The organism is Microbacterium sp. ABR10 (genome assembly GCF_057812175.1).
The window spans coordinates 3052609-3078436 of record NZ_CM173821.1; the positions used below are offsets into that span (position 1 = coordinate 3052609).

Here is a 25828-nt window from a genome sequence, read left to right on the forward strand (position 1 = left end):
GTTCGCGCTAAACCGCAGGGACACGGCGTTTTTTCTTCGGCATGCATACGCCGGATGAACGTCATCTTTTGCTTGACCGCCTCCGAAACGACGGCTACTGTCGCAACGAACCCGCCGAACCACTCGTGACAGCGCCGCCACGAGGCTCCCTCGAGCCCGACGCGCGCGCCCGCAGCGAGGGCGACACTCGTTCGCCGACCGGCCCGACGCCGGCCGTTTCGACCCACCCGCCGCCGAGACCCGCCGGCACCCTCACCGTCCGCGACGGTGCAAGAACGGAGCATCCATGACCCCCACCTCTCGGCGCGGCCTCTCGGCCCGCCTCGGCGTCGCCGCCCTCGGCGTCGGCATCCTGGCCGCCGTCGGCGGCGGCAGCGCGTTCGCAGCGGACGAGGACACCGTCGACGTGAGCGTCGAGATCGACCCGGCCGCCGAACCCGGCGTCCTCGCGCTCACCGTCGCCGCCGAATCGGCTGCCCTCACCGAGGATGATGCGGCGGGCACGAACCGCACCTTCTCTGGCACGTTGCCGACGGTGACGGTCACCGACACCCGCCTGCCCGAGGACGTCGACCCCGCCTCGTTCTGGTACGTCATGGGTTCGATCACCGACTTCGTCGGGAACGCCGGCCAGCCGGACATCGTCTCAGCCGACGCGTTCGGCTGGTACCCGTCGATCCTCGCGGGAAACCCGTCGGGTGGCGATCAGGTCGTTGCCCCCGGCGACGATGTCGACCCCGGAACCGGCGGATTCCGCGATGCCGAGCTGCTCGCCAGCGTCGACAGCGCCGTGGATGCCGCCGGGGGCGCCTACGCGGCCACCGCCGGCCTGCTGCTGGAGACGCCCGCGTCCGTGACCCCCGGTGCGTACTCGGCCACGATCACGCTGACCCTGCTGCAGGGGTGAGCTCCACCCCGTCGCGTCGAGGGCGGCGCGACGGGGTCACCTGTGGCCGAGGGACCCTTCTTCCGGCGAGACCCTCGAGGTGCGCAGCGGGTCGATCGGCGCGACCGCCGGTGCGGCGGCCTGCCGACATCGGCGCGGAGGCCGCGGCGCGCCCACTCGACCCTGACAGCGCTAAGCGGCGGGAACGGCGTCCCCACGCGTCTCGGACGACGCATGGCCGATCCCGCCGTCGGTCGACGCGGCGAGCCCGCGGCGATGGCGGCGCTCGATCGCCTGACCCGCGTAGGAGGCGGCGATGATGAGCGCGGCCCCGGCGAGTCCGGGGAGCCCCACGGCCTCGCCGCCGATCGCCACGCCGACAGCCAGAGCCCAGACCGGCTCAGTGCCCATGAGGATGCTCGCGCGCGTCGCCGACGTGCGCCGCACCGCCCACAGCTGTACCACGAAGGCGAAGACCGAGCACAGCAACCCCAGGAACAGCACGTTCGCCCACCCGGATGCCGTGAGGCGACCGACCGCCACGGGGAGGTCGGCACCCGCCACGGCCGACGACGTCACGGCGCAAACGACGAGCTGCACCAGCACGACGGCGAGCGTGCTGTCGTGACGACCGCGGGTGAGACGCGCACTGGCCGTGACGTGGAACGCGCGCACCACCGCCGCGGCGATGACGAGCGCGTCGCCGACGGCGGGTGCACGCAACCCGCCGCCCGATATCAGCAGTGCGACCCCGACGACCGCGGCGACGGCGGCGACGAAATACGACCGCGGGAGCCACGAGCGCGAGGCGATGCTCTCGAGCACCGGGGTGAAGACGAGAGCGAGGCTGATGAGCAGACCGGCGTTGGTCGCCGAAGTCAGATGCACCCCGGCGGTCTCGAGCCCGATCACCGCCGCCTGGGAGCACCCGAGGAGGGCCGCGATCGCGAGGCCCCGGCCGCGCGGCATCCGTTCCCGCCTGATGAGGCAGATCACCGCGAGCGCGACCGCGGCGACGATGAACCGCAGAGCCACGGCGGCGGCGACTCCGACCTCGTCCGTCAGTTCTTTGGCGGAGAGGAAGCTGGCGCCCCACACCGCCGCCACGGCGATGAGCAGCACGTCGACGACGATCTCGGGTGGGCGGCGGGTCATGACTCCACCGTCGCTCGACCAACCCTGAAGAACAACGGCCATCTTCTTCCGCATCACGTAAGTTCGGACTTATGGATGCCGCTCACCTCCGCCTGCTGCGCGAGCTCGGCGACCGAGGAAGCGTCGCCGCCGTCGCCGCGGCCCTGCACATCTCGGGATCCGCCGTCTCCCAGCAGCTCGCGACCCTACAGGCTCGCGTGCCCGTGCCGCTCACGATGCGGCGAGGACGCGTCCTGGCCCTGACTCCGGCGGGCGAGGCATTGGCCGCGGCGGGCACTCGTGTCGACGAGGCGCTCACCGCCGCGCGGGAGGCGGTGGGGGCGTTCCTCGAGAGCGACCATCGGCCCGTGCGCGTATCGGCGTTCCACAGCGCGGGGCTGACGCTCTTCGGTCCTCTCTTGCGCGAGCTGGACGGCATCCCCCCGCTGCATCTCACCGACGCCGATGTCGCCCACCGTGACTTCCCGGGGCTCACCGCCGACCACGACCTGGTCATCGCGCACCGCCTGGCGCACGACGCGCCCTGGCCGCGCGATCGCGTCGTGGCGACCCCGCTCCTCGAGGAACCCCTCGACATCGCCCTCCCGGCCGGTCATCCCCTCGCGCACCGCGACACGGTGAACGCCGCCGACCTGGCCGATGAGCGGTGGGTATCGGTGCACGAGGGGTTCCCCCTCGCGGGCGTGCTCGATCATGTCGCCGCGCACGTCGGACGACCCCTGCGCATCGCGCATCGGATCAACGAGTTCTCGGTGACGGCCGAGGTCGTGCGCGCCGGAGCCGCGATCGCCGTCATGCCGAGGACCACGACGATCCCGCTCGCGGTCGACGGCGTGGTCCTGCGCCCGCTCGCCGACCTCGAACTCGTTCGTCACGTCGACGCTCTCGCCCGCCCCGACACGCTCGCCTACTCCGCGGTGCGGCGCGTACTGCAGGCCCTACGCACGGTGGCAGCGCGGGCGGCGGCGAGGTAGCTTCCGGCACGGCGGGATCGGCAGCGTACCGTCCGTTGTCGCGCAGACCGGCAGCAGCCACCGGCTCGACCAGCCGCACCGCCCGGCCTCGCGCAGACCGGCAGCGACCACGGGCTCGGCGCAGCGTGCATCGGCAGCCGGAACGGCCCGGCGTCGCGCCGCACCCGTGCGTGCACGGCCCAGCGCCCGCCGTGGTCAGCGGCAGGCGACCTGGTACCCGTCGCTGTCGAAGACCCCCGTGTACCCGATCCCCGGGAACAACCGCTGCCCGACGGCGATGACGTCTCCCCACTCGCCGGGGGTGCCTCCCGCGACGGTGTCGATGACGAGGCAGTCGGGGGCGGGATTGACGTTGCCGATCCAGAACACGTCGTGGTCGCTCACCAGGTAGTTCATCAACCCGATGTCGCTGACGACGCTCGCCCCCTCCGGCACGGCGGCGATCGCCGCCTGGGCACTCGCCGCGCGCGGCGACGGCTCCCAGCTCGCCGCCTCGACGAGGGAGAACAGCGGCAGCCCGGGCAGCAGGACGACCGCGGCCGTCACCGCGATAGCCGGAGCCTGACGGACGTAGGCGCGCATCCACCCCCACCGTGAGGAGCGCCCGCGCTCGATGGCATCCAGCAACGCGACGAGCACGATCGGGATCAGCACGGCGCTGTAGTGCCACGTGGGCGCCCAGTAGCCGCTGTTGGTGGAGAGGAAGCGCCACGCCAGGGTCGGTAGCATCAGCAGCGCCACCGGCGAGCGCAGCACGAGCCCGGCGGAGCAGGCGAGGATGAGGGCCACGGTCTCGCCCTTGGCCGGGTCGAACAGGGTGGCGGCGTCGGCGAAGACGCTGATCGGATCGGCTTTGTCGGCGTAGGCCCACTCGCCTCCCGGGTTCAGCGCCGGCAGAACGATCATCGTCGCGACGACGAACCAGACCACGCCCCACACCGCCAGGCTTGCACCCAGCCCTACACCGGACAGGAGGAACCGGCCGGGCGCGGCGCCCGAGCGCGCTTCGGTCGCAGGGGCCGAGGGGACGCCGCCCTCCCGCCAGGCAAGGAGGATGACGACCAGCCCCAGCACGACCACGGTGAGGCCGAGGTCTTCTTTCACGAACACCAGCGGAGCGCCCCAGAGGCATGCCGCGAGCCACCGACGATCCAGGACGGCGACGAGGCTGAGGGTCAACAGCGGAACAGCCAACGCGATCTCGTGGAACTGCGCGTCGGCGGCGTACTGCAGGCCCCACGCGAAACCGAACGCCAAGCCGAGCGCCACCGACGTCGCCGTTCCCAGACGGGCACGGGCCGCGCGCGTGAAGACGGCGGCGGCCAGCGCGAAGCAGGCGGCCTGGATGACGAGAAGGGTGAACGCCGACGGGAAGACCGCATAGACCGGCGCAAGGACCGCGAGAAGCGGATGGAAGTGATCGCCGAGCAGGTTGTAGCCGTCGCCCTTGATGGTGACGATGGGCGGCTGGAGGGCCGCGTACCGCGACAGCAGCTGGGTGAAGATGCCGAGATCCCAGGAGCGGGCGGTGAACTGCGCCCACTGCTGGGCGGCGAAGAGCACGTAGCCGGCGAAGACGACGGCGAAGACGGCGGCGGGTGCGGCCCACGCGCGGCGGCGCTCCCACACCCGCGCGACCCACCTCGTCGCGCGGCCCGGAGCCAAAGACCGCTCGCCCGCCGGGGCCGCCGCCGAAGCAGCCGACCCCGACGGGGCACCGGCGGAGTCACCCGGGGTGGCGGGCGCGGACGTCTGGGTCATGCGCCCCATCATCGCGCACCACCGCATCGTCGGTCGAAGACTCGAGGCGCGGGCCGCCCGTCACATCCACCGCGCTCGGCGCGGGCTCGCCCGACTCAGCCGCATTCGAAGCCGCCGCCGTCGGCCCGGGCGTCGGTGCGGCGTCGGGCTCGGCGAGAAGGGCCTCCCGGATGATGCGACGCGGGTCGTACTGCCGGGGGTCGAGGCGCTGCCAGTCGACATCGGCGACCTCGGGGCCCAGTTCCTCCCGCACCCGCTCCTGCGCGGTGCGGGCCATGCGCCGCACCTGCTGGATCGTGCGGCGCAGCGACTCCGCCGCGGCCGGCAGGCGATCCGGGCCGATGATCATGACGGCGATCAGGCCGATGAGCAGCAGCTTCTCGATCGTCAGACCGAAGGTCACGGGGCCCCCCTCCGCGTCATCGCGGGGCCGTGCGGACGCATCGCAGCGTCAGCGCGCCGGCGGCGGGTCGGCCGCGAAGCCGTCGATGCGGGTGTCTGCGACGCCGGCGGGAGGCGTCGGCGCGTCGGTGGCGGCATCCTCCTCCTTCATCGCCTTGATCTCGCCCCGGAAGACGCGGGCCGACTTCCCCACGCTCTGCGCGAGGGCGGGGAGTTTTGCCGCACCGAACAGCAGCAGGACCACTGCCAGCACGATCAACAGATGCCATCCGGTCAGTCCATGGAGCATGGGGCCTCCTCGGCCGTGCCGACGTCGTTGCCGGCGGTGAGTGTCGGCGCGGGGGACGCACCGTCGGCGATGCTAGTGCGCGACGAAGCGTATTCACAAGCTCCGTGTCGCACACTCCTTTGTTGGTTGGCTGGTACGCAACTTTTGATTGACCTATGGAAAAACATCGGTCAAGATGACCAACGAGCGACATCGCCGACCATGCGAACGACTCATCCCCCTGAGGCTCGACCGAGAACCGCCCCGTAGAGGCGGCGATCGGCGATCCATCCGAACTCGATGAAGAGCGGAGGAAGGTACCCGCGTGTGGCCGACAGCCACCGCACGATGAGCCCGGGCCGCCACGTAACAGTCGTTGAGACCGACCGTGTGGCGACCCGGTGAAAACAACTCGCACGCATTTACAGGAGCTGTATTCACGATGAACTCTACTTCTCGGCATCCGGCCGTCCGGGCCCGGTTGACGGCGGTCCTCGCGGCCACCGCACTGGGCCTGGGCGCCATCGCCGCGGCCCCCGCACCGGCCTTCGCCCATGAGGGTCACGACCACGGGACCGACCCCGTCGTCACCGACCCCGGCGGCGATCACGGAGACCCCACCGACCCCGGCACCCCCGACCCCGGCGACACCGGCGACGGCGCCGGCGCCCTCGACTGGAGCAACTACGAGCGCGTCCTGCTCACGAAGAACGTGGGCGAGCCGATCGACCTCGCGGTGCTCCCCGACAAGCGCGTCCTGCACACGGCCCGCAACGGCGACGTTCGCCTGACCGACCCGGCCACGGGCGTCACGCGCGTCACGAACACCCTCGACGTCTACGCCAACTCCGAGGACGGCCTGCAGACGGTCGCCATCGACCCCGACTTCGAGAACAACGGCTGGGTCTACCTCGTCTACTCGCCGCGCGACGCGAACGGCGACGGCGTGACCGACACCCCCACCGGCAACGCCCCCAACACGCTGCCCGCCGGCGCCGACGAGTCCTACTGGGACCAGTGGGTGGGCGTGAACCGCCTCTCCCGCTACCAGTGGACCGGCGACCAGCTCGACCTCTCCACCGAGCAGGTCGTCCTCGACGTCGAGGTCCAGCGCGGGCAGTGCTGCCACGTGGGCGCCGACATCGGCTTCGACGCCGACGGCAACCTCTACCTGAGCACGGGCGACAACACCCCGGCATCCACCCCGGGCGCCAACGGCTTCGCGCCCAACAACGACGCCCCGGGATTCAACCCCGGCTTCGACTCGCGACGCGGCGCCGGCAACACCAACGACCTCCGCGGCAAGATCCTGCGCATCCACGTCGAGGACGACGGGTCGTACACGATCCCGGAGGGCAACCTCTTCGCCCCCGGCACCGAGCTCACCCGCCCGGAGATCTTCGTGATGGGCGTGCGCAACCCGTTCCGCATCGAGGTCGACATCGAGACCAACTCGCTGTCGTGGGGCGACTACGGCCCCGACGCGACGAAGGCCGTCGCACAGACCGCCGGCCGCGGTCCGATGGGCCTGGTGGAGTGGAACGCCATCAGCCTCGACGAGCCGCAGAACGCCGGCTGGCCCTACGTGCACGCCGACAACCAGGCGTACAACGACTGGGACTTCGCCACGGCGACGCCGGGCGCGTTCTTCGACCCGCAGAACCTCAAGAACGAGTCGCGCTGGAACACCGGTCTCACCGACCTGCCGCCCGCGCAGCCCGCGACGCTCTGGTACGGCGACAACCCCGGCGACCAGCCGTGGGACGAGCTGGTGAACTTCGGCGCCGGCAGCGGCCAGGGCCCGATGGGCGGCCCCGTCTACCACTACGACGAGTCGAACCCCTCGACCACGAAGCTCCCCCGCCACTGGGACGGTAAAGCGTTCATGGGCGAGTTCTCGCAGGACTACATCGCCTCCTTCACTCTCGACTGGGATGCCTTCGAGGTCACCGACATCGAGGACTTCCTGCCGAACGCGGCTCTGTCGTCGCTGGCGCAGCCGACCCACGACAACCCCATGGACATGGAGATCGGTCCCGACGGATCGATGTACGTGCTCGACTACGGTGACGGCTTCTTCCGGGCCAACCCGGATGCCGGGTTGTACCGCATCGACTACGTCGCCGGCAACAAGTCGCCGCAGGCGCGCTTCACCGCCACGCCCACCTCGTCGTCGCAGGCTCCCCTGACGGTGCAGTTCGACGCCACGGCATCCACCGATCCCGACGGCGACGCCCTCACCTATGAGTGGGACTTCGACGGCAACGGCACCTTCGACGCCACCGGTGCGACCACGTCGTACACCTACACGGAGCTCGGCAACTACACCGCGCGCCTGCGGGTCTCCGACGCGGGCGGACGCTTCGGCCTCACCTCGCGCACCATCTCGGTGGGCAACCAGGCCCCCGAGGTGAAGGTGGAGTTCCCCGGTAACGGCGCGTTCTTCGACTGGGGCCAGGCCATCCCGTTCAAGGTGACCACCTCGGATGCCGAAGACGGCACCGCCACCGACTGCGCCCGCGTGACGTGGACGTACGGTCTCGGCCACGACGAGCACGCCCACCCGGAGGTCTCGGGCACAGGCTGCACCGGCGTCTTCCGCACCGACCCGAACTCGCCCGAGCACGGACCCGGTGCCCTGCTCTACGGCGCCGTCGTGGTCACCTACTCCGACCGGGGCGCCAACGGCCTGCCCGCCGCCACGGGTGAGGCGACCGTTCGCCTGAACCCGAAGCTGCAGCAGGCGGAGCACGCCATCCGCCGCCAGGGTGTCGCCACGTACGCCGACACCGACGCGTCGGGCGGCAACGCCATCCGCGGCCTCGGCCAGGGTGACTTCCTCGCCTTCGACCCGGTGAACTTCGCCGGTATCGACGGTGCGGTCGTCCGGGCAACCGGTGCGGGCGAGGTCCAGCTGCGCTGGGGCGCAGCCGACGCCGCGCCCTTCGCCACGGCGAAGATCCCCGGCGGCAACGGCTGGAAGGACGTGCAGGTGGCGTTCGAAGCCCCCGAGGGCACCGGAGCGCTGTACGTCACCTCGCGTGACGAGCTCGCCGTCGACTCGCTGACCATGGTCGGCGACGGCGTGGGCGACGTCACTGCTCCCACGGTGGCGCACACCCTCGCCCCCGCCGCCCCCACGGGCGTCGGCGGCGTGTTCAACGAGCCCGTCCGCTTCTCGGTGCAGGCCGCCGACAACGGCACGCTCGCCAGCGTCCAGTACTCGCGCGACAACGGCGCGACCTGGACGAACCTCGCCGCCAACCAGCAGTACGGCGTGACGTTCGACCAGAACGGCACGTACGACCTCCGCTACCGCGCCACCGACACCGGCGGCAACGTGTCGGAGCTGGGTTCGGTGTCGTTCACGATCGACCTCGACGCTCCCAACGAGCCGACGGTCGACACGCGGACGATGGTCACGCTCGCCTCCCCGCGGGTCACCTACGGCGCCCCCGGCGACGTGACGGTGGCGGTTCGCGGCGAGGGCGGCGCACCCACGGGTGAGGTCGTGCTGACGGTCGGCGAGAACGAGATCGCCCGCGGAACGCTGGATGCCGACGGCAACGCCGTCATCGCCCTGCCCGCCGACCTGCCGGTCGGTACGCACACCCTGCGTGCCACCTACGGCGCCGACGAGACCTTCAAGGGCTCGGCCGGCATCGGTCGCCTCACCGTGTCGCAAGCGCGCTCGACGACCACGGTCGCCGTCTCGCCCACGCCGGTCAAGCCCGCCGTGGCGGCTGTCGCCACGGTCCAGGTGGTCTCGTCGACGGGCATCGTCCCGACCGGCGACGCCACGGTGACGATCCGCCGCAACAACGCGGTCGTCGCCACCCTCACCGGAACGCTCGGCGCAGACGGCACCGTCCAGGTGACCCTGCCCAAGCTCAGCACGGTGGGCGCCTACCAGGTCCAGGCGTCCTACACCGGGTCGACCGGCATCGCGAAGAGCAGCGGCAGCACCAGCCTGACCGTCCAGAAGTAACACCCCGGTGGGGGTCGCGCAGCTGCGGCCCCCACCACACCCTCGGCCGTCCCCGGCATCGGGGCGGACCCACCTCGAAGGAGAGTCATGAGTCACCACCACGACCACGCGCACCCCACGGTGCCGGATCGGCCCATGAGCCGGCGCACGCTGCTCAAGGCCCTGGCGGCGTCGTCCGTCGCCGTCGGCATCGGCGCCGCCGCAATGCCCACCGCAGCCTCCGCGTCCACCGCCTTCGGCGCCCGCGCCGCGGCCGCCGCTCCCCCGGTCAGCGCCGGCAAGCGCCTCGTGCCGGTCAACCGCATCGGCATCCAGCTCTTCACCGTCCGCGACAAGGTCAGCTCGCTGGGCTTCCGCGCGGTGTTCGAGGAACTCGCGAACATCGGCTACTCCGAGATCGAATTCGCCGGGTACACCCAGGGCCAGGTCGGCGCGATCACCCCGCAGCAGATCCGTCAGCTGCTCGACGACAACGGCCTGCGCGCGACCGGTGCGCACGTCAACCTGAACCCGAACAACATCGACCAGCAGCTCGAGATCGCGAACGTGCTCGGCATGCCGCACCTCGGCCAGGGCGGCCCCATCGCCGGCGGCTACGGCGGCCCCATCGCCAAGGACGCCTGGATGCAGGCCATCGGCACGTGGAACCAGATGGGCGACAAGGGACGAGCCGCGGGCATCAAGCTCTACCTCCACAACCACGCCCAGGAGTGGGGCTACACCACCGACACCCAGGAGCGCGTCTACGACCTCTACTGGCAGCACTTGAACCCCGAGACGGTCTTCTTCGAGATGGACGTCTACTGGGCGCACGTCGGAAAGCACCTGTACCCGGGCTTCGAGCCGATCGACTACATCAAGCGCGACCCGCGACGCTTCCCGATCCTGCACCTGAAGGACGGGAAGCTGAACCCGAACAGCCCCAACGGCTACGACATCGTCGAGTTCGGCGCCGGGAACATCGACTACACGGCGTTCCTGTCGCAGCTGCGCGACCGCGGCCAGCGGTTCGGCATGTTCGAGCAGGACAACGCCTCGACGGTGCCGGTCAACCCGGGCAACTCGCTGGCGAACGCCGACCGCAGCTACGACAACATCGCAGCCCTGCGCGGCTGAGCGACGAGGAAGATCACATGAACAAGATCACAAAACTCACCACCGTCGGCCTCCTCGTCATCGGGGGCAGCGTCGTCGCCGTCCCCGCGTACGCGGCCGACCTCACCTGCACCGACGACCTGGGCAGCCAGACCGTCTCGGGCAACCTGCTGGTCCCCAGCGGCGCGGACTGCGTCCTGGGCGGCGCGACCGTTGAAGGCGACATCGTCGTGGAGGAGGGCGGCTGGCTGGATGCCACCTCCGTCACCGTCACGGGAGACGTCATCGCCACCGACGCGTACGGTGTGTCGCTCGACGGCACCAGCGTCGAGGGCGACATCAGCGCCTACTCGGTCGACACCACGGTGGGCTTCCTCTACGTCAACGACCTGCGCGTCGGCGGATCCGTGGAAGCCGGCGGCATCGACGTCGAGGTCGTCGACAGCGCCATCACGGGCTCGCTGCTCACGCAGCAGGCGAACTACGTCGACGTCGTGCGCAGCTCGGTCGGCGGCGACGTGTCGATCGACCGCTCCGGCTGGGGCGTGTCGATGACCGGCGCGATCGTCAAGGGCGATGTCGCCGTCAGCGGCAGCTCCCGTGACGTGCTCATCGGCGCCACCGCCGACGGAGGCAGCGACGCGTTCGCCAACTCCATCGGCGGCGGTCTGTCGCTGACGGGCAACTCGGCCAACCTGCGCGTGGCGAACACCACCGTGTACGGTGCCCTGGCGCTCGATGCGAACACCCCCGCCGCCGTGTTCGGCGCCAGCGTCCGCGCCGGCTCGACCACGGGCGACTACACCGGCGAGGCGCCGACCGCGCCGCCCGCCGGCGACCAGTCGATCGCCGTGACCGTGCCCGCGCAAGGTTCGGGCGAGCTGACGTGGGCGATCGAGGGCACGTCGCGCCTCGTCGACCTCGGAGTGGCCGAGCAGGAGCTCGACCACTTCCACGCCGAGGGCGAGATCATCCCGATCCGCATCCAGGACACCCGCGCCGGCAACCCCGGATGGTCGCTGACCGCCCAGGTGTCGGACTTCACCGCCGGTGGCGAGCAGGTGTCGAGCAAGTACCTCGGCTGGACGCCCGAAGTGATCGAGAACGCGGGCGACGCCATCGCCGGCGCTCCCGTCCCCTCGGGCTTCGACGAGGGTGAGGGCCTGTCCGTCGCCCGCACGCTCGCCTCGGCGAACGAGGGCCACGCCCGCGGCAGCTCGCTCGTGGGCGCCGACCTGGATCTCAAGCTCCCGCTCGAGACCCCCCGCGGCACCTACACCGCGACCGTGACGCTGACCGCCCTCAGCTGATCCCACCCGCCGGGGTCGCGTTCCTCACGGAGCGCGACCCCGGCGGACCTCCCTCGAACCGAAAGCCACGCCCATGTCCCAGGCGATCACCTCACCCGTCCGTCTTCTCCTCTCCCTTCTCACCGCTCTCGCCCTTCTGCTGGGCACGCCGATCGCCGCCTCAGCGGCCGCCGCCGAGGACCCCGCCGCTCCTTCCGCCGACACCACGGTGACGTGGAGCGTCAAGCCCGCCGATACCGCACAGGGTCGCGACCGGCCGAACTACGCCTACGATCTTCAGCCCGGCGGCACCGTGGGCGACGCGCTCTACGTCGCGAACCGCAGCCCGCAGCCGATCACCCTCTCGGTGTACGCGGCAGACGGCTTCCTCACCGAGGACGGCTCGCTCGACATCCTCGCCGGCGGCGTGGCATCCACCGACCTGGGCAGCTGGGTGCGGGTCGAGACCCCCGAGCTGACCCTCGACAGCGGCGCGAGCGCCGAGGTCCCCTTCACCGTCACCGTGCCCGCCGACGCTCCCCCGGGCGACTACGCCGCGGGCGTCGTGGCATCCATGCGCGTCACCGCCGACAACGGCACGATCACCGAGCGACGCCTCGGCTCGCGCGTGCACCTGCGCGTGCAGGGCGACCTCGCGCCGGCGCTGACCGTGGGCGACATCGCCGTCGACTACCACGGCACGGCCAGCCCGATCGAGTCGGGCTCGGCGACCGTCACCTACACCCTCACCAATACGGGCAACACGCGCCTCGACCCCGCCGTCCAGGTCGCCCTGGGCGGCCCCTTCGGTCTCGCTGGTGTGACCGCCGCCGATGACGCCCCCGAACTGCTGCCCGGGAGCTCTCTCCAGCGCACCGTCGAGGTCGCGGGCGTGGTGCCGCTGGTCCTCCTCGCCGCCGACGTGACCGCGACCTCGCAGGTCGTCTCGCGCACGCTCGCCGGAGCCGAGCCCTCGGCCCTGGACCCTCTCGTGTCGGAGGGATCGGCAGCCACGGCCGCGGTGCCGTGGACGGCGTTGGCGATCCTCCTCGTGCTGGCATTGTTCGTCGTTTGGCGCATCGTCGCCGCACGCCGCCGCAAGGCCGCCCACGCCCGCGAGCTCGCCGCCGCGGTGGCCGCGGCTCGGGCCGATGCGTCTCCCGCCACTGCCGGCGCGGGCGAGGCCGGCGTGCCCGTCGCCGCCGGCGCGGCCGCCGCACCCGCGGACTCCCCCAGCACCGCGACCCGCGCCTCGCGCCCGTCGCCCTGAGACCACCCGCGGCGCGCGGAGGGACACCTCGCGCCGCGGGTGATGACAAAGACGCCCGTCGTGCTTCCGGCACGGCGGGCGTCGTCGTGTCCGTGGGCGATGGGCGGACGCGCTCCGGCTCTCCCGGTGTCGTGCGGCGGCGGGGCCGGCTCCGACACGCGGCGTCGGCATGACCGCCACGGGGCGTGCCACCCGAACCGGCTCAGTCTCTCCCGGGAACGTTGCCTCGTTGTCTCGCAAGCCATATGATGGCTGACACCTGACCACTGACGGTCAATCCACGAAGGAGTGAGACGATGAACGAAGCACAGGCGCTCCGCGGCTTCCCCGCCGACCGGTCGGTTGCCGCCGCCGACGTGCGCTCGGCCTCCCAGGCACTCGGCTCCCGCCTCGTGGTGCTGGACGACGACCCGACAGGGACGCAGTCGGTCGCCGATCTCCCCGTGCTGACCCGCTGGGCCACCGAAGACTTCGGCGCGGTCTTCGCCACCGACGCCCCGGCCGTCTACGTATTGACGAACGCCCGCAGCCTGGGCGAAGACGATGCCCGGGCCCGCAACCTCGAGGTAGCGCTGAACGCCCTCTCCGCCGCCGCCGACGCGGGCATCGATGTCGAGTTCGTCAGCCGCGGCGACTCCACCCTGCGCGGCCACTTCCCCCTCGAGCCCGACAGCCTCGCCGACGCGATCGTCGCGGCCGGGGGCCGCGCGGTCGACGGCGTCCTGATCGTGCCCGCCTTCCCCGACGCGGGCCGGGTCACCATCGGCGGCGTCCACTACATGCGCGACGGCGATGACCTGCAGCCGATCGGTGAGACCGAGTTCGCCCGCGATGCGACCTTCGGGTACCGCAGCTCCGAGCTCGCAGCCTGGGTCGACGAGAAGTCCGGCGGCCGGTATCCCGCCGACTCGGTCATCGTGGTCGACCTCGCCGTCATCCGCTCCGGCGCCGACGCGGTGGCCGACGCGATCCAGGATGCCGTGGACCGCACGCCCATCGTGTGCGACGTCGTGACCGAAGACGATCTGCGGCTCATCTCGCTCGGTCTGATCGAGGCGCGTCGGCGCGGCAAGACGCTGCTCTCGCGCGTCGGACCGCCCTTCGTCCGCGCCCGCATCGGCGCCGAGCGCCGCGACCCTCTCACCGCCGCGGAGATCTTCCCCGACGGCGGTGCCGACCGCGGCGGACTGATCGTCGTCGGCTCGCACGTCGCGGTGACCACCCGGCAGCTTTCCCGGCTGCGCGAGCGCACCCCCCACCTGACCGATATCGAGATCGACGTCGCGCGGGTGCTCGACCCCGCCGACGCGCCCGTCTATCTGCACGGCATCGCCGACCGGGTCGTCCGTGAGCTCGAGGCGGGCGACGTCGTCGTGAGCACGACCCGCACCGTGACCACGGCCGCCACCGCCGACGACAGCCTCCACATCGCCCGCACCGTGTCGGCCGCCGTCGTCGACGTGGTGAAGGAGGTCACCGCCCGCACCCGTCCGCGCTTCGTCGTGGCGAAGGGCGGCATCACCTCCAGCGACGTCGCCGCCCACGGGCTCTCCATGCACCGCGCGACCGTCCGCGGACCCATGCTGCCCGGGATCATCTCGCTGTGGGAGCCGACAGACGGCCCGGCCGCCGGCATCCCGTACGTCGTCTTCGCCGGCAACGTGGGCGACGACGACGCCCTCGCCCACGTCGTGTCCACCCTCACCCGCGCGGCCGCGACCAGCAGCTGACCCCCGACCTCGACCCCTCAACCCCGCAAGCGAAGGAGCTTTCCACATGACCACCGACTACACCGTCACCGTTCTGGGCCTGGGCGCCATGGGGCTGCCCATGGCCACCCGGCTGGCCACGGGCCTCACCGTCCACGGCTTCGACATCGCCCCCACCCGCCTCGCCCTCGCCGAGGAGCAGGGGGTCACGCCGTTCCCGTCCGCACGGGATGCCGTCGTCGACGCCGACGCGGTGCTGCTCGCCGTGCGCGACCAGTACCAGCTCGACGACGTGCTCTTCGGCGAGTCCGGCATCGCGACCGCGCTCCGACCGGGCTCCGTGGTCATCCTCACCAGCACCGTCGGCACCGCCGGCATCCGCCCGGTGGCCGAGCGCCTCGCCGCGTCCGACATCGACCTCGTCGACGCGCCGCTGTCGGGCGGACCCGTGCGGGCAGGTCACGGCGACCTGCTCATCGTCGTGGGCGCCTCCCCCGGCGCGCGCGACAAGGCGGCGCCCGTGCTGGAACTCCTGGCATCCACCCTCACCGTCGTCGGCGACAACGCCGGGGACGGTCAGGCGCTGAAGACCGTGAACCAGCTGCTCTGCGGCGTGCACATCGCCGCCGCCGCCGAGGCGCTGGCCCTCGCCGACGCGCTGGGCCTCGATCCCGAGAAAACCCTCGAGGCGCTCATGGGCGGTGCTGCAGCGTCGTTCATGCTCGGTAACCGTGGACCCCGCATGCTGCAGGCCTACGACGACGAGGGCGCCGAGGTGCTCAGCGCACTCGACATCTTCGTCAAGGACATGGGCATCGTCGGTGACGCCGCGCGGCGCGTCGGGCTCCCCACCCCGGTCGCCGCCGCCGCCGAGCAGCTCTACCTCAGCGGTCGCTCTCAGGGCCTCGGGTCGCACGACGACTCCGCCGTGATCCGCGCGGTCGCCCCCGTCCGTCGCCACGGCTGACACCGCACCCCTCAGGAATCGAAGGAGATCCCGACATGCCCCTCATCCTCACGGCCGACACGCCTCCCATCGCTCCGGCGGTGGAGTTCGGCACCGGCCCGCTCCTCGCCATCGCCGCCGCGGGCATCGCCCTGCTGCTGGTGCTCATCATCCTGTTCAAGGTCCACGCGTTCGTGGCGCTGCTCGTCACGAGCGTCGTGGTCGCGATCTCGGCGCAGATCCCGGCCGGCGACGTCTTCACCCTCGTCGCGAACGGCGTCGGCTCCACGATGGGCAAGGTGCTCATCATCATCGCGTTGGGCGCCATCCTCGGTCGCCTCATCGAGGTGTCGGGCGGTGTGCAGCGGCTCGCGGAGAGCTTCACCGAACGCCTCGGACCCCGACGAGTGGCCGTCGCCCTGACGATCGTGGCATTCGTCGTCGCCATCCCCGTGTTCTTCGAGGTCGGTGTGATCGTGCTCGTACCGATCCTCTACGCGTTCAGCAAGATCGCCGGCGTGAAGCCCATCGTCTTCGGCCTGCCCATGTTCGGCCTCATGCTCGCCGTCCATGTGGCGGTGCCGCCGCACCCCGGCATCGTCGCGGGCGCCGGCGTCTTCGGAGCAGACCTGGGCCTGGTCACCGCGATCGCCCTGCCGATCTGCGCCGTGCTCGGCTTCCTCTGCTTCTCGGTCGCCCGCATCATGAACCGCCGGGAGTACGACCTGGCCCCGCGCGTCGCCACCCAGATGGCCGAGTTCGGCGAGACGACGACGGTCATCGAATCGCGCCGCGCCGACGGGACGGTCATGGCGCCGCCGAGCACCGGAACCGTCATCGGTCTGATCGCGCTGCCCATCGTGCAGATCCTCGTCGGCACCATGCTCTCGCTGAGCCTCCCGGCCGGATCCGCCGGGCGCGGCATCGCGACCTTCATCGGCACGCCGGCGCTCGCTCTCCTTGTGGCCGTGATCGTGGCGTTCTTCGTCCTGCCCGTACGTCGCCGATGGGGCCTCGCGCGTACCAACGAGGTCTTCGAGAGCTCGATGCCCCCGATCGCGTCGATCCTGCTTGTCGTCGCCGGCGGGGGCGTGTTCGGCGCCGTGCTGCAGGCCTCGGGGATCGGCACCGCGCTGTCGGTGACTCTGGAGAACCTCGGCGTGCCGCTCCTCGGGGCCGCGTTCCTCATCACCCTCGCTCTCCGCGCCGCACAGGGGTCGGCGACCGTCGCCATCGTGACCACGGCGAGCCTGCTGTCGGCCGCCGTCGCCGAGGCCGGTTACAGCCCGGTGCAGATCGCCGCCGTCGCCGTGGCCGTCGGCTTCGGCTCGCTGGGCCTGTCGATGGTGACCGATGCCGGCTTCTGGATCGTCACGCGTTACCTCGGGCTCACCGTGGCCGACGGCCTCCGCACCTGGACGGTGCTCACGACCATCCTCGGTGTCGCCGGCTTCCTGCTCACGTGGGCGGTGTTCGCGCTCGCGGGCTGACCCGCTCGCTCTCATCGCCGGGTCGGGGACGGATGTTCCCGGCCCGGCGATTAGGTTTGACGGCAGGGGGGATGCCATGGCACGACGTTCACGTGTCGACGAAGTCGTCGACGGGCTCTTCGACGACATCGTCGCGCGCCGCCTCGTCGCCGACCAGGCGCTGCCCAGCGAGAACGACCTCGGCGAGCGATTCGACGTCAGCCGCGTGACCGTCCGGGAGGCCGTGAAGGTCCTTCAGACGCGGGGTATCGTGCGGGTCGAGAGCGGCCGCGGTTCGTTCGTCCAGCCGCTCGCCCGCTGGACCTCGCTCAGCGCCGTGCTGGCCGCCACCTCCGCCGACGGCGACTCCTCCGCCGCCGAGCAGCTGATCGAGCTCCGCCGCATCTTCGAGACCGGCGCCGCGGCCCTCGCCGCCCAGCGTGCGCAGCCCCACGAGGTCGAGGCGATCGCCGCGGATCTCGAGACGATGCGCACCGCCCACGCCGCCGACGACCTGGTCTCCTTCGTCGCGGCCGACCTGTCGTTCCACGACCGCATCCTCGCGGCCTCGCGCAACCCGTTCCTGACGGTGATGTTCGCCCCCCTCACCGAGGTGCTGTCGGAGCGGCGGGCGCAGACGTCGCGCGTGCGCGTCATTCAGCAGAATGCCCTCATCGAGCACGCCCACGTGCTCGACGCGCTGCGTGGCGGCGACCCCGAGACCGCGCGTCGCGCGATGGACCAGCACATGCAGCAGACCCTCGACGACCTGCGCGAGTACGTTCTGCCCCACGACGAGTGACCCGCGAGGCGGTTCCCCCCGCGGGCGGGACCCCTTCACGACACGCCGCGCGCACGGCATCCGCGATCCACGCGTGCACAACCGCGGTGCCCCTTCACGACACGCCGCGCGCACGGCATCCGGAACCGGCGTGCCGCCGAAAGGACCCGCCGTTGTGCACGGCCGGGCGCATCGCGCCGAGGAGCGGGGTCAGGCCCGCAGGAACGCGGCGTTCAACGACTCAGGCGCGAGCGCGTGCTCGACGGCGAGCATGCTCGCGCCGATGACCGCGGCGTTCTCGGCCGCCACGGACTGCACGATCGAGAGGTACTCCGTGGCCAGCGGCGTGGAGCGGGTGTAGACGACCTCGCGCACGCCCGCGATCAGGTGCTCGCCGACCCGCGCCATCGAACCACCGATGGCGATGACCGACGGGTTCATCAGGCTCACGCACGTGGTGAGCACCTCGCCGATGTCGCGTCCCGCCTGGCGGACGGCCTGGATGGCGTCGATGTTGCCGCGCTTGACCAGGTCGACGACGTCGGAGCCGGTGTGCGCGTCGATCCCCTGCGCCCGCAGGGCGCGGGCGATGGCGGGACCGGATGCCAGGGCCTCGAGGCATCCGCGATTGCCGCACTGGCACGGGATGTCGGCGCCGCGCGCGACCTGCACGTGGCCGATGTCGCCGGCGATGCCCTGGGCGCCGCGCTGCAGGCGTCCGTCGGAGATGATGCCGGTGCCGATGCCGGTGGCGACCTTGACGAACATGAAGTGCTCCACCGCGGGCCAGGCGACGCTGCGTTCGCCGAGCGCCATGATGTTGACGTCGTTGTCGACGAGCACGGGGACCGGCATGTGCCGGTTGATCCAGCCGGGGATGTCGAAGCGGTCCCACCCGGGCATGATCGGGGGGTTCACGGGCTGCCCGGTCGAATGCTCGACGGGTCCGGGGACGCCGATGCCCATGGCCGCGACGTCGGAGGCCGAACGCCCCGATTCGGTGAGCAGGACGGATGCCGTCTCGACGAGCCAGGAGAGCACCGGCTCCGGGCCGAGGGCGATGTCGATCTCGCCGGTCTTCTCCGACAGCACCTTCCCCGTGAGATCGGCAATCGCGACCGTGCCGTGCGAGGCACCGAGATCGACGGCGACGACGACCTTCGCGGCGGGGTTGATCGCGAACTGCGACGGCGGGCGCCCGCCGGTGGACACGGCGTCGGCGACGGGCGTGATCAGACCCATCCGCATGAGTTCGTCGACGCGCACGGCGACGGTGGACCGCGCCAAGCCGGTGGACTTGGCCAGTTCCGCGCGGGTGCGCGGGACCCCGTCTCGCAGCAGCTGGAACAACTGGCTCACGCCGTTGACCGACTGCACGGAATCTGTCGTCATCCTCTTCACGCCCTCAGTACACCATTAGTTGACATGTGTTCAGTCCACATGCCGAAGGCGGCTACGCACTTTACGCAGCCGCCCTCGGCACAAGCTTTCGTCAGCCCCGTCCGGGAGGACGGGAGAAGCGCTGCTGGAGCAGCACCGCGACCACGATGATGACACCCTTCGCCACCGCCTGGACCGAAGAAGACAGATTGTTCTGGATGAACACGTTCGTGAGCGTCGCGAAGATCAGCACACCGAACACGGTGCCGGTAATCGTTCCTCGTCCGCCCACGAGGAGCGTTCCACCGACGACCACGGCCGCGATGACGTCGAGCTCGAGGAGCTGGCCGTTGGTGGAGCTGCCCGCGGTGGTGCGTCCGAGGAACATCACGCCGGCGATGCCGGAGGCGAGGCCCACGAGCACGTACAGCCACATGACGTGACGCTTGACGTTGATGCCCGCCAGGCGCGCGGCCTCGCGGTTTCCGCCGATGGCGATGGTGCGACGGCCGAAGGTGGTGCGGTTCAGCAGCACCCAGCCGAGCACCGCCACGACCGCGAAGATCCAGACGAGCATGTTCACGCCGAGGATGTCGGAGTTCATGAAGGTGATGAAGCTGCGGTCCTCGACGACGAGGGTGCGGCGCTCGGCGAGGATCTCGGCGAGACCTCGCGCCCCCACGAGCATCGCCAGGGTCGCCATGAACGCCACGACGTTGCCGTACGCGATGACGATGCCGTTGATCAGACCTGCGAAAGCGCCCACGGCGAGCGCGAAGATCACGAAGACGATCCAGTGCATCGAATCGGCCAGATCCTGGACGACCGCGAGGGTGCCGACGACGGATGCCAGGCCCACGACCGATCCGACCGACAGGTCGATGCCGCCGGCGATGATGACGAGGGTCATGGCGATGGCCACGACGCCGGTGATCGAGGCCTGACGGAGGATCACGAAGATGTTGTCGACCGTGAGGAAGGTGCCCGGAGCGGAGATGGCTCCGACGATCATCATCACCACGAGGGCGACGACGAGGCCGATGTTGCGGCCGGCGGAACCGGAGAAGAACTTCCGCACCGGCGAGGCCGATGAGGGGGAGGCCGGCGTCAAGCCGGCCTCGGCGGGAACCGTGCGTACACGGGTCGGGGTGGTCGGCTCGCTCACGCGGCGGATCCTTTCATGACGAGGTCGAGCACGCCGTGCTCGTCGATCTGGTGGGAGGGGAGCGTGCGGAGGATCTGACCGTCGGCCACGACGAGCACGATGTCGGCAAGACCCAGCACTTCTTCGATCTCGCTCGAGACCACGACGACGGCGTTGCCGGCGGCGGCGAGGTCGCGGATGAGCGCGTAGATCTCGGCGCGTGCGCCGACATCGACGCCGCGGGTGGGCTCGTCGAGCAGCAGCACGTCCGTGCCGTGGATGAGCCAGCGGGCGAGGAGGATCTTCTGCTGGTTGCCGCCGGAGAGCGTGCGTGCCGCGCGGTCGGGGTCGGCGGGGCGCAGCTCGAGGGCGTCGATCTGCTCCGCGGCGACCCGTCGCGCGGAGCGGTCGTCGAGGAACCCGCCCTTGGCGAACCGCGACATCGAGGCGAGCGTGGCGTTGACGTAGATCGGCTCGTCGAGCACGAGGCCCTGGCTCTTGCGTTCCTCGGGGGACAGGCCCACCCCGGCGCGGACCGCGGCGAACACGGATCCGCGCGGAAGGGTGCGTCCTTTGACGCTGACGCTGCCGCTCGACGAACGGCGGGCGCCGTACACCGTCTCGAGGATCTCGGAGCGACCCGATCCGACGAGACCGGCCAGTCCCACCACTTCTCCCGCGCGGACGGTGAAGGAGACGTCGGAGAAGACGCCCGGGAGGGCGAGGTCCTTCACGTCGAGGACGACGGGGGCGTCGGCGGCGATCGGCGCGCGTTCGGGGAAGACGTTGGTGATCTCGCGACCGGTCATGAGGCGGATGAGCTCGGACTTCGGCGTCTCCGCGGCGGGGAGTCCCACCGCGGTCGTGCGCCCGTCCTTGAGCACGGTGATCCGGTCGCCGATCTCGCGGATCTCTTCGAGGCGGTGCGTGATGTAGACGACCGCGATGCCCTCGGAGGTCAGCTCGCGAACGACGGCGAAGAGGTTCTTCACCTCTTCGCTGTCGAGCACGGCCGACGGCTCGTCCATGATGATGAGCTTGATGTCGTGGGACAGCGCACGCGCCATGCTCACGATCTGCTTGTTGGCGGCACTGAGCGAGCCGACCTCGGTGTGCGGCGACAGGCTCGCGTGCCCGAGGCGGCGCAGCAGCTCGGTGGTCTGTCGCGCCGCGGCGGAGCGCTTCGTGAAGCCGCCACGGGCGAGCTCGTGCCCGAGGAAGATGTTCTCGGCGATCGTGAGACCGTCGACGACATCGAGTTCCTGATACATCGTGGCGATGCCGAGGTCGATCGCCGCCTGCGGGTCGGCGATCTCGACGCCCTCCCCCTGCCACGTGATCACACCGCCGTCGGGCCGGTGGACCCCCGCGAGCGTCTTGATGAGGGTGGACTTGCCCGCGCCGTTCTGGCCGAGCACGCAGTGCACCTCACCGGCGCGCACGTCGAGGTCGACGCCGCGCAGGGCATGCACCCCGGCGAAAGACTTCGTGACGCCGCGGACGAGGAGTAATGACGACGCATGGTCAACTTTGATCACGGAGCGAACATAACACGGCGGATCTCCGACGCGCGACACGCATAAATGCGCTCACGGTGCGGCGGCTCACCCGGACACTCGACGCACAGAAGGCCAGTACGGCAGGGACAAGCGAGGTAGCGATCCACTTTTATCGGCCTCATATCAAAAGTTGACTACTGAACCGATACTTCTGCTAGCGTGAGCGGCGTCAGAGTGGACCCTTCCTTCGGGACGACCCGCGTCCGCGACGACCCCCGCTGCATCACATTTCAAGGAGGAAGTACATGCGCTCACAGATGAAGTCGCGTTCCCGTCTCGTTCTCACCGGAGTCGCCGTCCTCGCGTCGGTCGGCCTGCTCGCCGGTTGCACGAGCTCCAACAACGACGCCGAGAACGTCGTCGACCAGGGCACCAGCACCGAGGAGAACGCCGCCGCCGGCGACACCGTCACGATCGGCTTCTCCGGCCCCGCCGCCGACCACGGATGGCTCGGTGCCATCAACTCCGGTGCGCTCGCCGCCGCCGAGAGCTTCCCCGACGTCGACCTGCAGGTCGCCGAGGGCACCAATGACGTCAACGCGCAGATCGCCGCCGTCGAGACCTTCATCAACAACGGCGTGGACGCCATCGTCCTGCTGCCCAGCGACGGTGCCGCCCTCACCGAGGTCGCGATCAAGGCGATGGAGGCCGGTATCCCGGTCATCAACGTCGACCGCGAGTTCTCCAGCCCCTTCGCCGCTCGCTCGACCGTGCTCGGTGACAACTACGGCATGGGCGTCAGCGCCGGCACGTACATCTGCGCGCAGCTCGAGGGCACCAGCGACGCCATCGTCGCCGAGATCGCCGGCATCGACTCGCTGCCGCTGACCCAGGATCGCTCGGCGGGCTTCGCCGACGCCCTGTCGGACTGCGGTCTCGAGGTCGGCCCGCGCGTCGCCGCCGACTTCACCGTGCAGGGTGGCGAATCGTCCACCTCGCAGCTGCTCTCGGCCAACCCGAAGATCGACGCCATCTGGAACCACGACGACGACCAGGGCATCGGCGTGCTCGCCGCCATCACGGCGTCGGGTCGCGACGAGTTCTTCATGGTCGGCGGCGCCGGTAGCCGCAACGCCATGGAGGCCATCGAGGCGGGCGACACCCCGCTTCAGGCGACGGTCATCTACCCCTCGACGCAGGCCGCCGACGGCATCGCGCTCGCGCGCCTCATCGCACAGGGCAAGACCGCGGGCGACCTCATCACCCCGAGCGTGCCCAACCGCATCGTGCTGGACGCACCGGTCGTGACGAAGGACAACGTGGCGTCCTTCATCGATCTGTCGTTCGAGTCCTGACCTGGTACGGGGCGTCCGCGCTCGCCGCGGACGCCCCGTCCTCGTTCCCCCCACAGAAAGACCTCATCGTGACCCAGCACCTTCGCATCGCCATGATCGGCGCGGGATTCATGGGCGCCGCGCACTCCCAGGGATGGCGCGTCGCTCCCCGTTTCTTCGATCTCCCCCTCGCCCCCGAGATGAGCGTCCTCGTCGGTCGCGATGCCGCCCGCACGCGGGCCGCCGCCGAGACCTGGGGGTGGGCCGAGAGCTCGACCGACTGGCGCGAGGTGCTCGAGCGAGATGACATCGACGTCGTCGACATCGTCACCCCCGGCGACACGCACGCCGAGATCGCCATCGCGGCCCTCGAGGCCGGCAAGCACGTGCTCTGCGAGAAGCCCCTCGCCAACACCGTCGACGAAGCCCGACGGATGGCGGATGCCGCGGCGGCCGCCGCCGCCAACGGCATCCGGTCGATGGTGGGTTTCACCTACCGCCGCCTTCCCGCGACCACCTTCGCGCGCGACCTGATCGCCGCCGGCCGCCTGGGCGACATCCGCCAGGTGCGCGCCGAGTATCTGCAGGACTGGCTGAGCGACGCCGAAGCCCCCCTCACGTGGCGCCTGCAGAAGGACCGCGCCGGTTCCGGCGCCCTCGGCGACATCGGCGCACACGCCGTCGACATCACCGAGTTCATGACCGGCCAGCGCCTCACCCGCGTCGCGGGCGTGCTCGAGACGATCGTCGCCGAGCGCCCCGTGCTCGCTTCATCGTCGGGCCTGTCGGGTTCGGCGGGCACCGAGCGCGGCGCCGTGACCGTCGATGACCTCGCCCTCTTCACCGGTCGCCTGGAGTCCGGCGCCCTCGCCTCGTTCGAGGCCTCCCGCTTCCGCCTCGGCCGCAAGAACGGCCTGCGCGTCGAGATCGCCGGCTCCCTCGGCTCGCTCTCGTTCGACCTCGAGAGCCCCAACGAACTGCAGTACTACGACGCGACCCTCCCCGACACCGAACAGGGCTTCCGCCGCATCCTCGTCACCGAGCCCGGACACCCCTACGTCGGCGCCTGGTGGCCCGCGGGTCACATGCTCGGCTACGAGCACGGCTTCTCACACCAGGCCAAAGACTTCGTGGAGGCGGTCGCGGCGGGCGACGACCCCCGGCCCTCGTTCGCCGACGGCCTGCACGTGCAGGAGGTGCTGGATGCCGTGGCGCGAAGCTCCGAGGCGGACGGCGTCTGGACGGGCGTCGAGGCGGCGCCGGTTCTCGCTTCCGCCGACCGCGTGCTCGCGGCATCCTGAGTCGCAACCCCGATCCGCACCGATGAGAGGACTTCCGCGATGACGCGACCGATCACGCTGTTCACCGGCCAGTGGGCCGACCTGCCCTTCGACGAGGTCGCGCGCCTCGCCGGCGAGTGGGGCTACGACGGCCTCGAGATCGCCTGCTGGGGCGACCACCTCGACCCCTGGCGCTGGGACGACGAGGAGTACGTGCAGGCGAAGCTCGACGTTCTCGAGCGCAACGGACTTTCGGTGTGGACCATCTCCAACCACCTCAAGGGTCAGGTCGTGTGCGACGACCCCATCGACCAGCGCCACCGCGACATCGTGTCGGACCGCGTGTGGGGCGACGGCGACCCCGAGGGCGTGCGTCAGCGCGCCGCCGAGGAGCTCAAGAACACCGCGCGGCTGGCATCCAAGCTGGGGGTGAAGACCGTCACGGGATTCACCGGTTCGAGCATCTGGAAGTACGTCGCGATGTTCCCGCCCGCCACCGAGCAGATGGTGGACGCCGGCTACCAGGACTTCGCCGACCGGTGGAACCCGATCCTCGACGTCTTCGACGAGGTCGGTGTGCGCTTCGCGCACGAGGTGCACCCCTCGGAGATCGCCTACGACTACTGGACGACGAAGCGGGCGCTGGAGGCGATCGGCCACCGCGAGGCGTTCGGGCTGAACTGGGACCCCTCGCACATGGTGTGGCAGGACATCGATCCGGTCGCGTTCCTCTGGGACTTCCAGGACAAGATCTTCCACGTGCACTGCAAAGACACCAAGAAGCGCCTGACCAACGGGCGCAACGGCCGCCTGTCGTCGCACCTGCCGTGGGCGGATCCGCGGCGCGGCTGGGACTTCATCTCCACCGGTCACGGAGACGTGCCGTGGGAGGACGCGTTCCGCATGCTCAACGCCATCGGCTACGACGGTCCGCTGTCGGTCGAGTGGGAGGATGCGGGAATGGACCGCCTGGTCGGAGCGCCCGAGGCGCTCGGCTTCGTGCGGAAGCTGTCGACGTACGAGCCCTCGGGCGCGGCGTTCGACGCGGCGTTCAGCCAGCGCTGAACGGGGGCTGCGGAAGCGACCCACGGAGGGGCCGGATGCGTGGGGCATCCGGCCCTTTCGCGTGCGCGGCGGCGCGGCATATCTCCTGCAGACGCCCGCGAGGCGGGCCCCGAGCCCGGGTTACGCAGGAGGT

20 protein-coding genes are annotated in these 25828 nt (G+C 70.8%); 13 read left to right on the plus strand and 7 right to left on the minus strand.

All coding sequences use genetic code 11. The features are described 5' to 3' along the window. The first annotated feature begins 286 nt into the window (after positions 1-286). Positions 287-907 (plus strand): hypothetical protein, encoded by a 621-nt coding sequence (locus ACXKZF_RS14160; protein WP_488984614.1) that lies wholly within the window; start codon positions 287-289, stop codon positions 905-907. Positions 908-1078: 171 nt separating this feature from the next. Here the strand turns inward: ACXKZF_RS14160 and ACXKZF_RS14165 are convergent, their stop codons facing one another. Then, entirely contained in the window at positions 1079-2041 is a 963-nt protein-coding gene (locus ACXKZF_RS14165) for a DMT family transporter (RefSeq protein ID WP_488984615.1), read from the minus strand. Between the two features lie 71 nt (positions 2042-2112). Here ACXKZF_RS14165 and ACXKZF_RS14170 point away from each other — a divergent pair, with 71 nt between their 5' ends. Next, positions 2113-3015: a LysR family transcriptional regulator gene (locus ACXKZF_RS14170; protein WP_488984616.1), complete on the plus strand. Its 903-nt coding sequence runs from the start codon at positions 2113-2115 to the stop codon at positions 3013-3015. A gap of 195 nt (positions 3016-3210) precedes the next feature. Here ACXKZF_RS14170 and ACXKZF_RS14175 read toward each other — a convergent pair whose 3' ends face one another. The 3 genes from ACXKZF_RS14175 to tatA are packed head-to-tail and all read right to left on the minus strand — an operon-like array spanning position 3211 to position 5467. Then, positions 3211-4776, minus strand: a complete 1566-nt coding sequence (locus ACXKZF_RS14175; RefSeq protein WP_488984617.1) for a DUF2079 domain-containing protein — start codon at positions 4774-4776, stop codon at positions 3211-3213. Next, positions 4742-5179, minus strand: coding sequence for a twin-arginine translocase TatA/TatE family subunit (locus tag ACXKZF_RS14180; RefSeq protein WP_488984618.1), 438 nt, complete (start codon positions 5177-5179; stop codon positions 4742-4744). Before ACXKZF_RS14180 ends, ACXKZF_RS14175 begins: the two co-directional genes overlap by 35 nt. A gap of 48 nt (positions 5180-5227) precedes the next feature. Further along, entirely contained in the window at positions 5228-5467 is a 240-nt protein-coding gene (gene tatA, locus ACXKZF_RS14185) for a twin-arginine translocase TatA/TatE family subunit (protein WP_488984619.1), read from the minus strand. Positions 5468-5888: 421 nt separating this feature from the next. Here tatA and ACXKZF_RS14190 point away from each other — a divergent pair, with 421 nt between their 5' ends. From ACXKZF_RS14190 to ACXKZF_RS14225, 8 genes are all read left to right on the plus strand, one after another. Then, complete coding sequence (locus ACXKZF_RS14190; RefSeq protein WP_488984620.1) at positions 5889-9434, plus strand: PQQ-dependent sugar dehydrogenase; 3546 nt, start codon at positions 5889-5891, stop codon at positions 9432-9434. A gap of 87 nt (positions 9435-9521) precedes the next feature. Next, the gene (locus ACXKZF_RS14195; protein ID WP_235561200.1) at positions 9522-10550 is read left to right on the plus strand and encodes a sugar phosphate isomerase/epimerase family protein; all 1029 of its coding nucleotides are present in this window, start codon (positions 9522-9524) and stop codon (positions 10548-10550) included. Between the two features lie 17 nt (positions 10551-10567). Then, positions 10568-11839 carry a hypothetical protein gene (locus ACXKZF_RS14200; protein WP_055951482.1) on the plus strand — a complete coding sequence of 424 codons (1272 nt, stop codon included), beginning with the start codon at positions 10568-10570 and terminating at the stop codon, positions 11837-11839. A 73-nt stretch (positions 11840-11912) separates the two neighbouring features. Beyond that, on the plus strand, positions 11913-13088 hold the full coding sequence (locus ACXKZF_RS14205) for a hypothetical protein (RefSeq protein ID WP_488984621.1): 1176 nt from the start codon (positions 11913-11915) through the stop codon (positions 13086-13088). Between the two features lie 296 nt (positions 13089-13384). Then, positions 13385-14818, plus strand: a complete 1434-nt coding sequence (locus tag ACXKZF_RS14210; protein WP_055951488.1) for a four-carbon acid sugar kinase family protein — start codon at positions 13385-13387, stop codon at positions 14816-14818. Between the two features lie 46 nt (positions 14819-14864). Beyond that, a complete protein-coding gene (locus ACXKZF_RS14215; RefSeq protein ID WP_488984622.1) occupies positions 14865-15764 on the plus strand; it encodes an NAD(P)-dependent oxidoreductase in 900 nt (299 codons plus the stop codon). A 35-nt stretch (positions 15765-15799) separates the two neighbouring features. Next, positions 15800-17233: a GntP family transporter gene (locus tag ACXKZF_RS14220; RefSeq protein ID WP_488984623.1), complete on the plus strand. Its 1434-nt coding sequence runs from the start codon at positions 15800-15802 to the stop codon at positions 17231-17233. Positions 17234-17309: 76 nt separating this feature from the next. Continuing rightward, on the plus strand, positions 17310-18014 hold the full coding sequence (locus tag ACXKZF_RS14225; protein ID WP_488984624.1) for a FadR/GntR family transcriptional regulator: 705 nt from the start codon (positions 17310-17312) through the stop codon (positions 18012-18014). Positions 18015-18203: 189 nt separating this feature from the next. On the opposite strand, the gene ACXKZF_RS14230 is transcribed toward ACXKZF_RS14225, so the two are convergent. From ACXKZF_RS14230 to ACXKZF_RS14240, 3 genes are all read right to left on the minus strand, one after another. Continuing rightward, a complete protein-coding gene (locus ACXKZF_RS14230; RefSeq protein WP_055951501.1) occupies positions 18204-19385 on the minus strand; it encodes an ROK family transcriptional regulator in 1182 nt (393 codons plus the stop codon). A gap of 100 nt (positions 19386-19485) precedes the next feature. After that, positions 19486-20484, minus strand: coding sequence for an ABC transporter permease (locus tag ACXKZF_RS14235; RefSeq protein WP_488986005.1), 999 nt, complete (start codon positions 20482-20484; stop codon positions 19486-19488). 50 nt (positions 20485-20534) lie between these two features. Then, positions 20535-22055 (minus strand): sugar ABC transporter ATP-binding protein, encoded by a 1521-nt coding sequence (locus tag ACXKZF_RS14240; RefSeq protein WP_488984625.1) that lies wholly within the window; start codon positions 22053-22055, stop codon positions 20535-20537. 266 nt (positions 22056-22321) lie between these two features. Between ACXKZF_RS14240 and ACXKZF_RS14245 the strand changes: the two genes are divergently transcribed. The 3 genes from ACXKZF_RS14245 to ACXKZF_RS14255 all read left to right on the plus strand — a co-directional run bounded on the left by ACXKZF_RS14245 (position 22322) and on the right by ACXKZF_RS14255 (position 25695). Then, positions 22322-23371 carry a substrate-binding domain-containing protein gene (locus tag ACXKZF_RS14245; protein ID WP_243224257.1) on the plus strand — a complete coding sequence of 350 codons (1050 nt, stop codon included), beginning with the start codon at positions 22322-22324 and terminating at the stop codon, positions 23369-23371. 92 nt (positions 23372-23463) lie between these two features. Further along, on the plus strand, positions 23464-24651 hold the full coding sequence (locus tag ACXKZF_RS14250) for a Gfo/Idh/MocA family protein (protein ID WP_314453590.1): 1188 nt from the start codon (positions 23464-23466) through the stop codon (positions 24649-24651). 39 nt (positions 24652-24690) lie between these two features. Continuing rightward, positions 24691-25695: a sugar phosphate isomerase/epimerase family protein gene (locus ACXKZF_RS14255; RefSeq protein WP_055951512.1), complete on the plus strand. Its 1005-nt coding sequence runs from the start codon at positions 24691-24693 to the stop codon at positions 25693-25695. Positions 25696-25828: the final 133 nt, after the last annotated feature.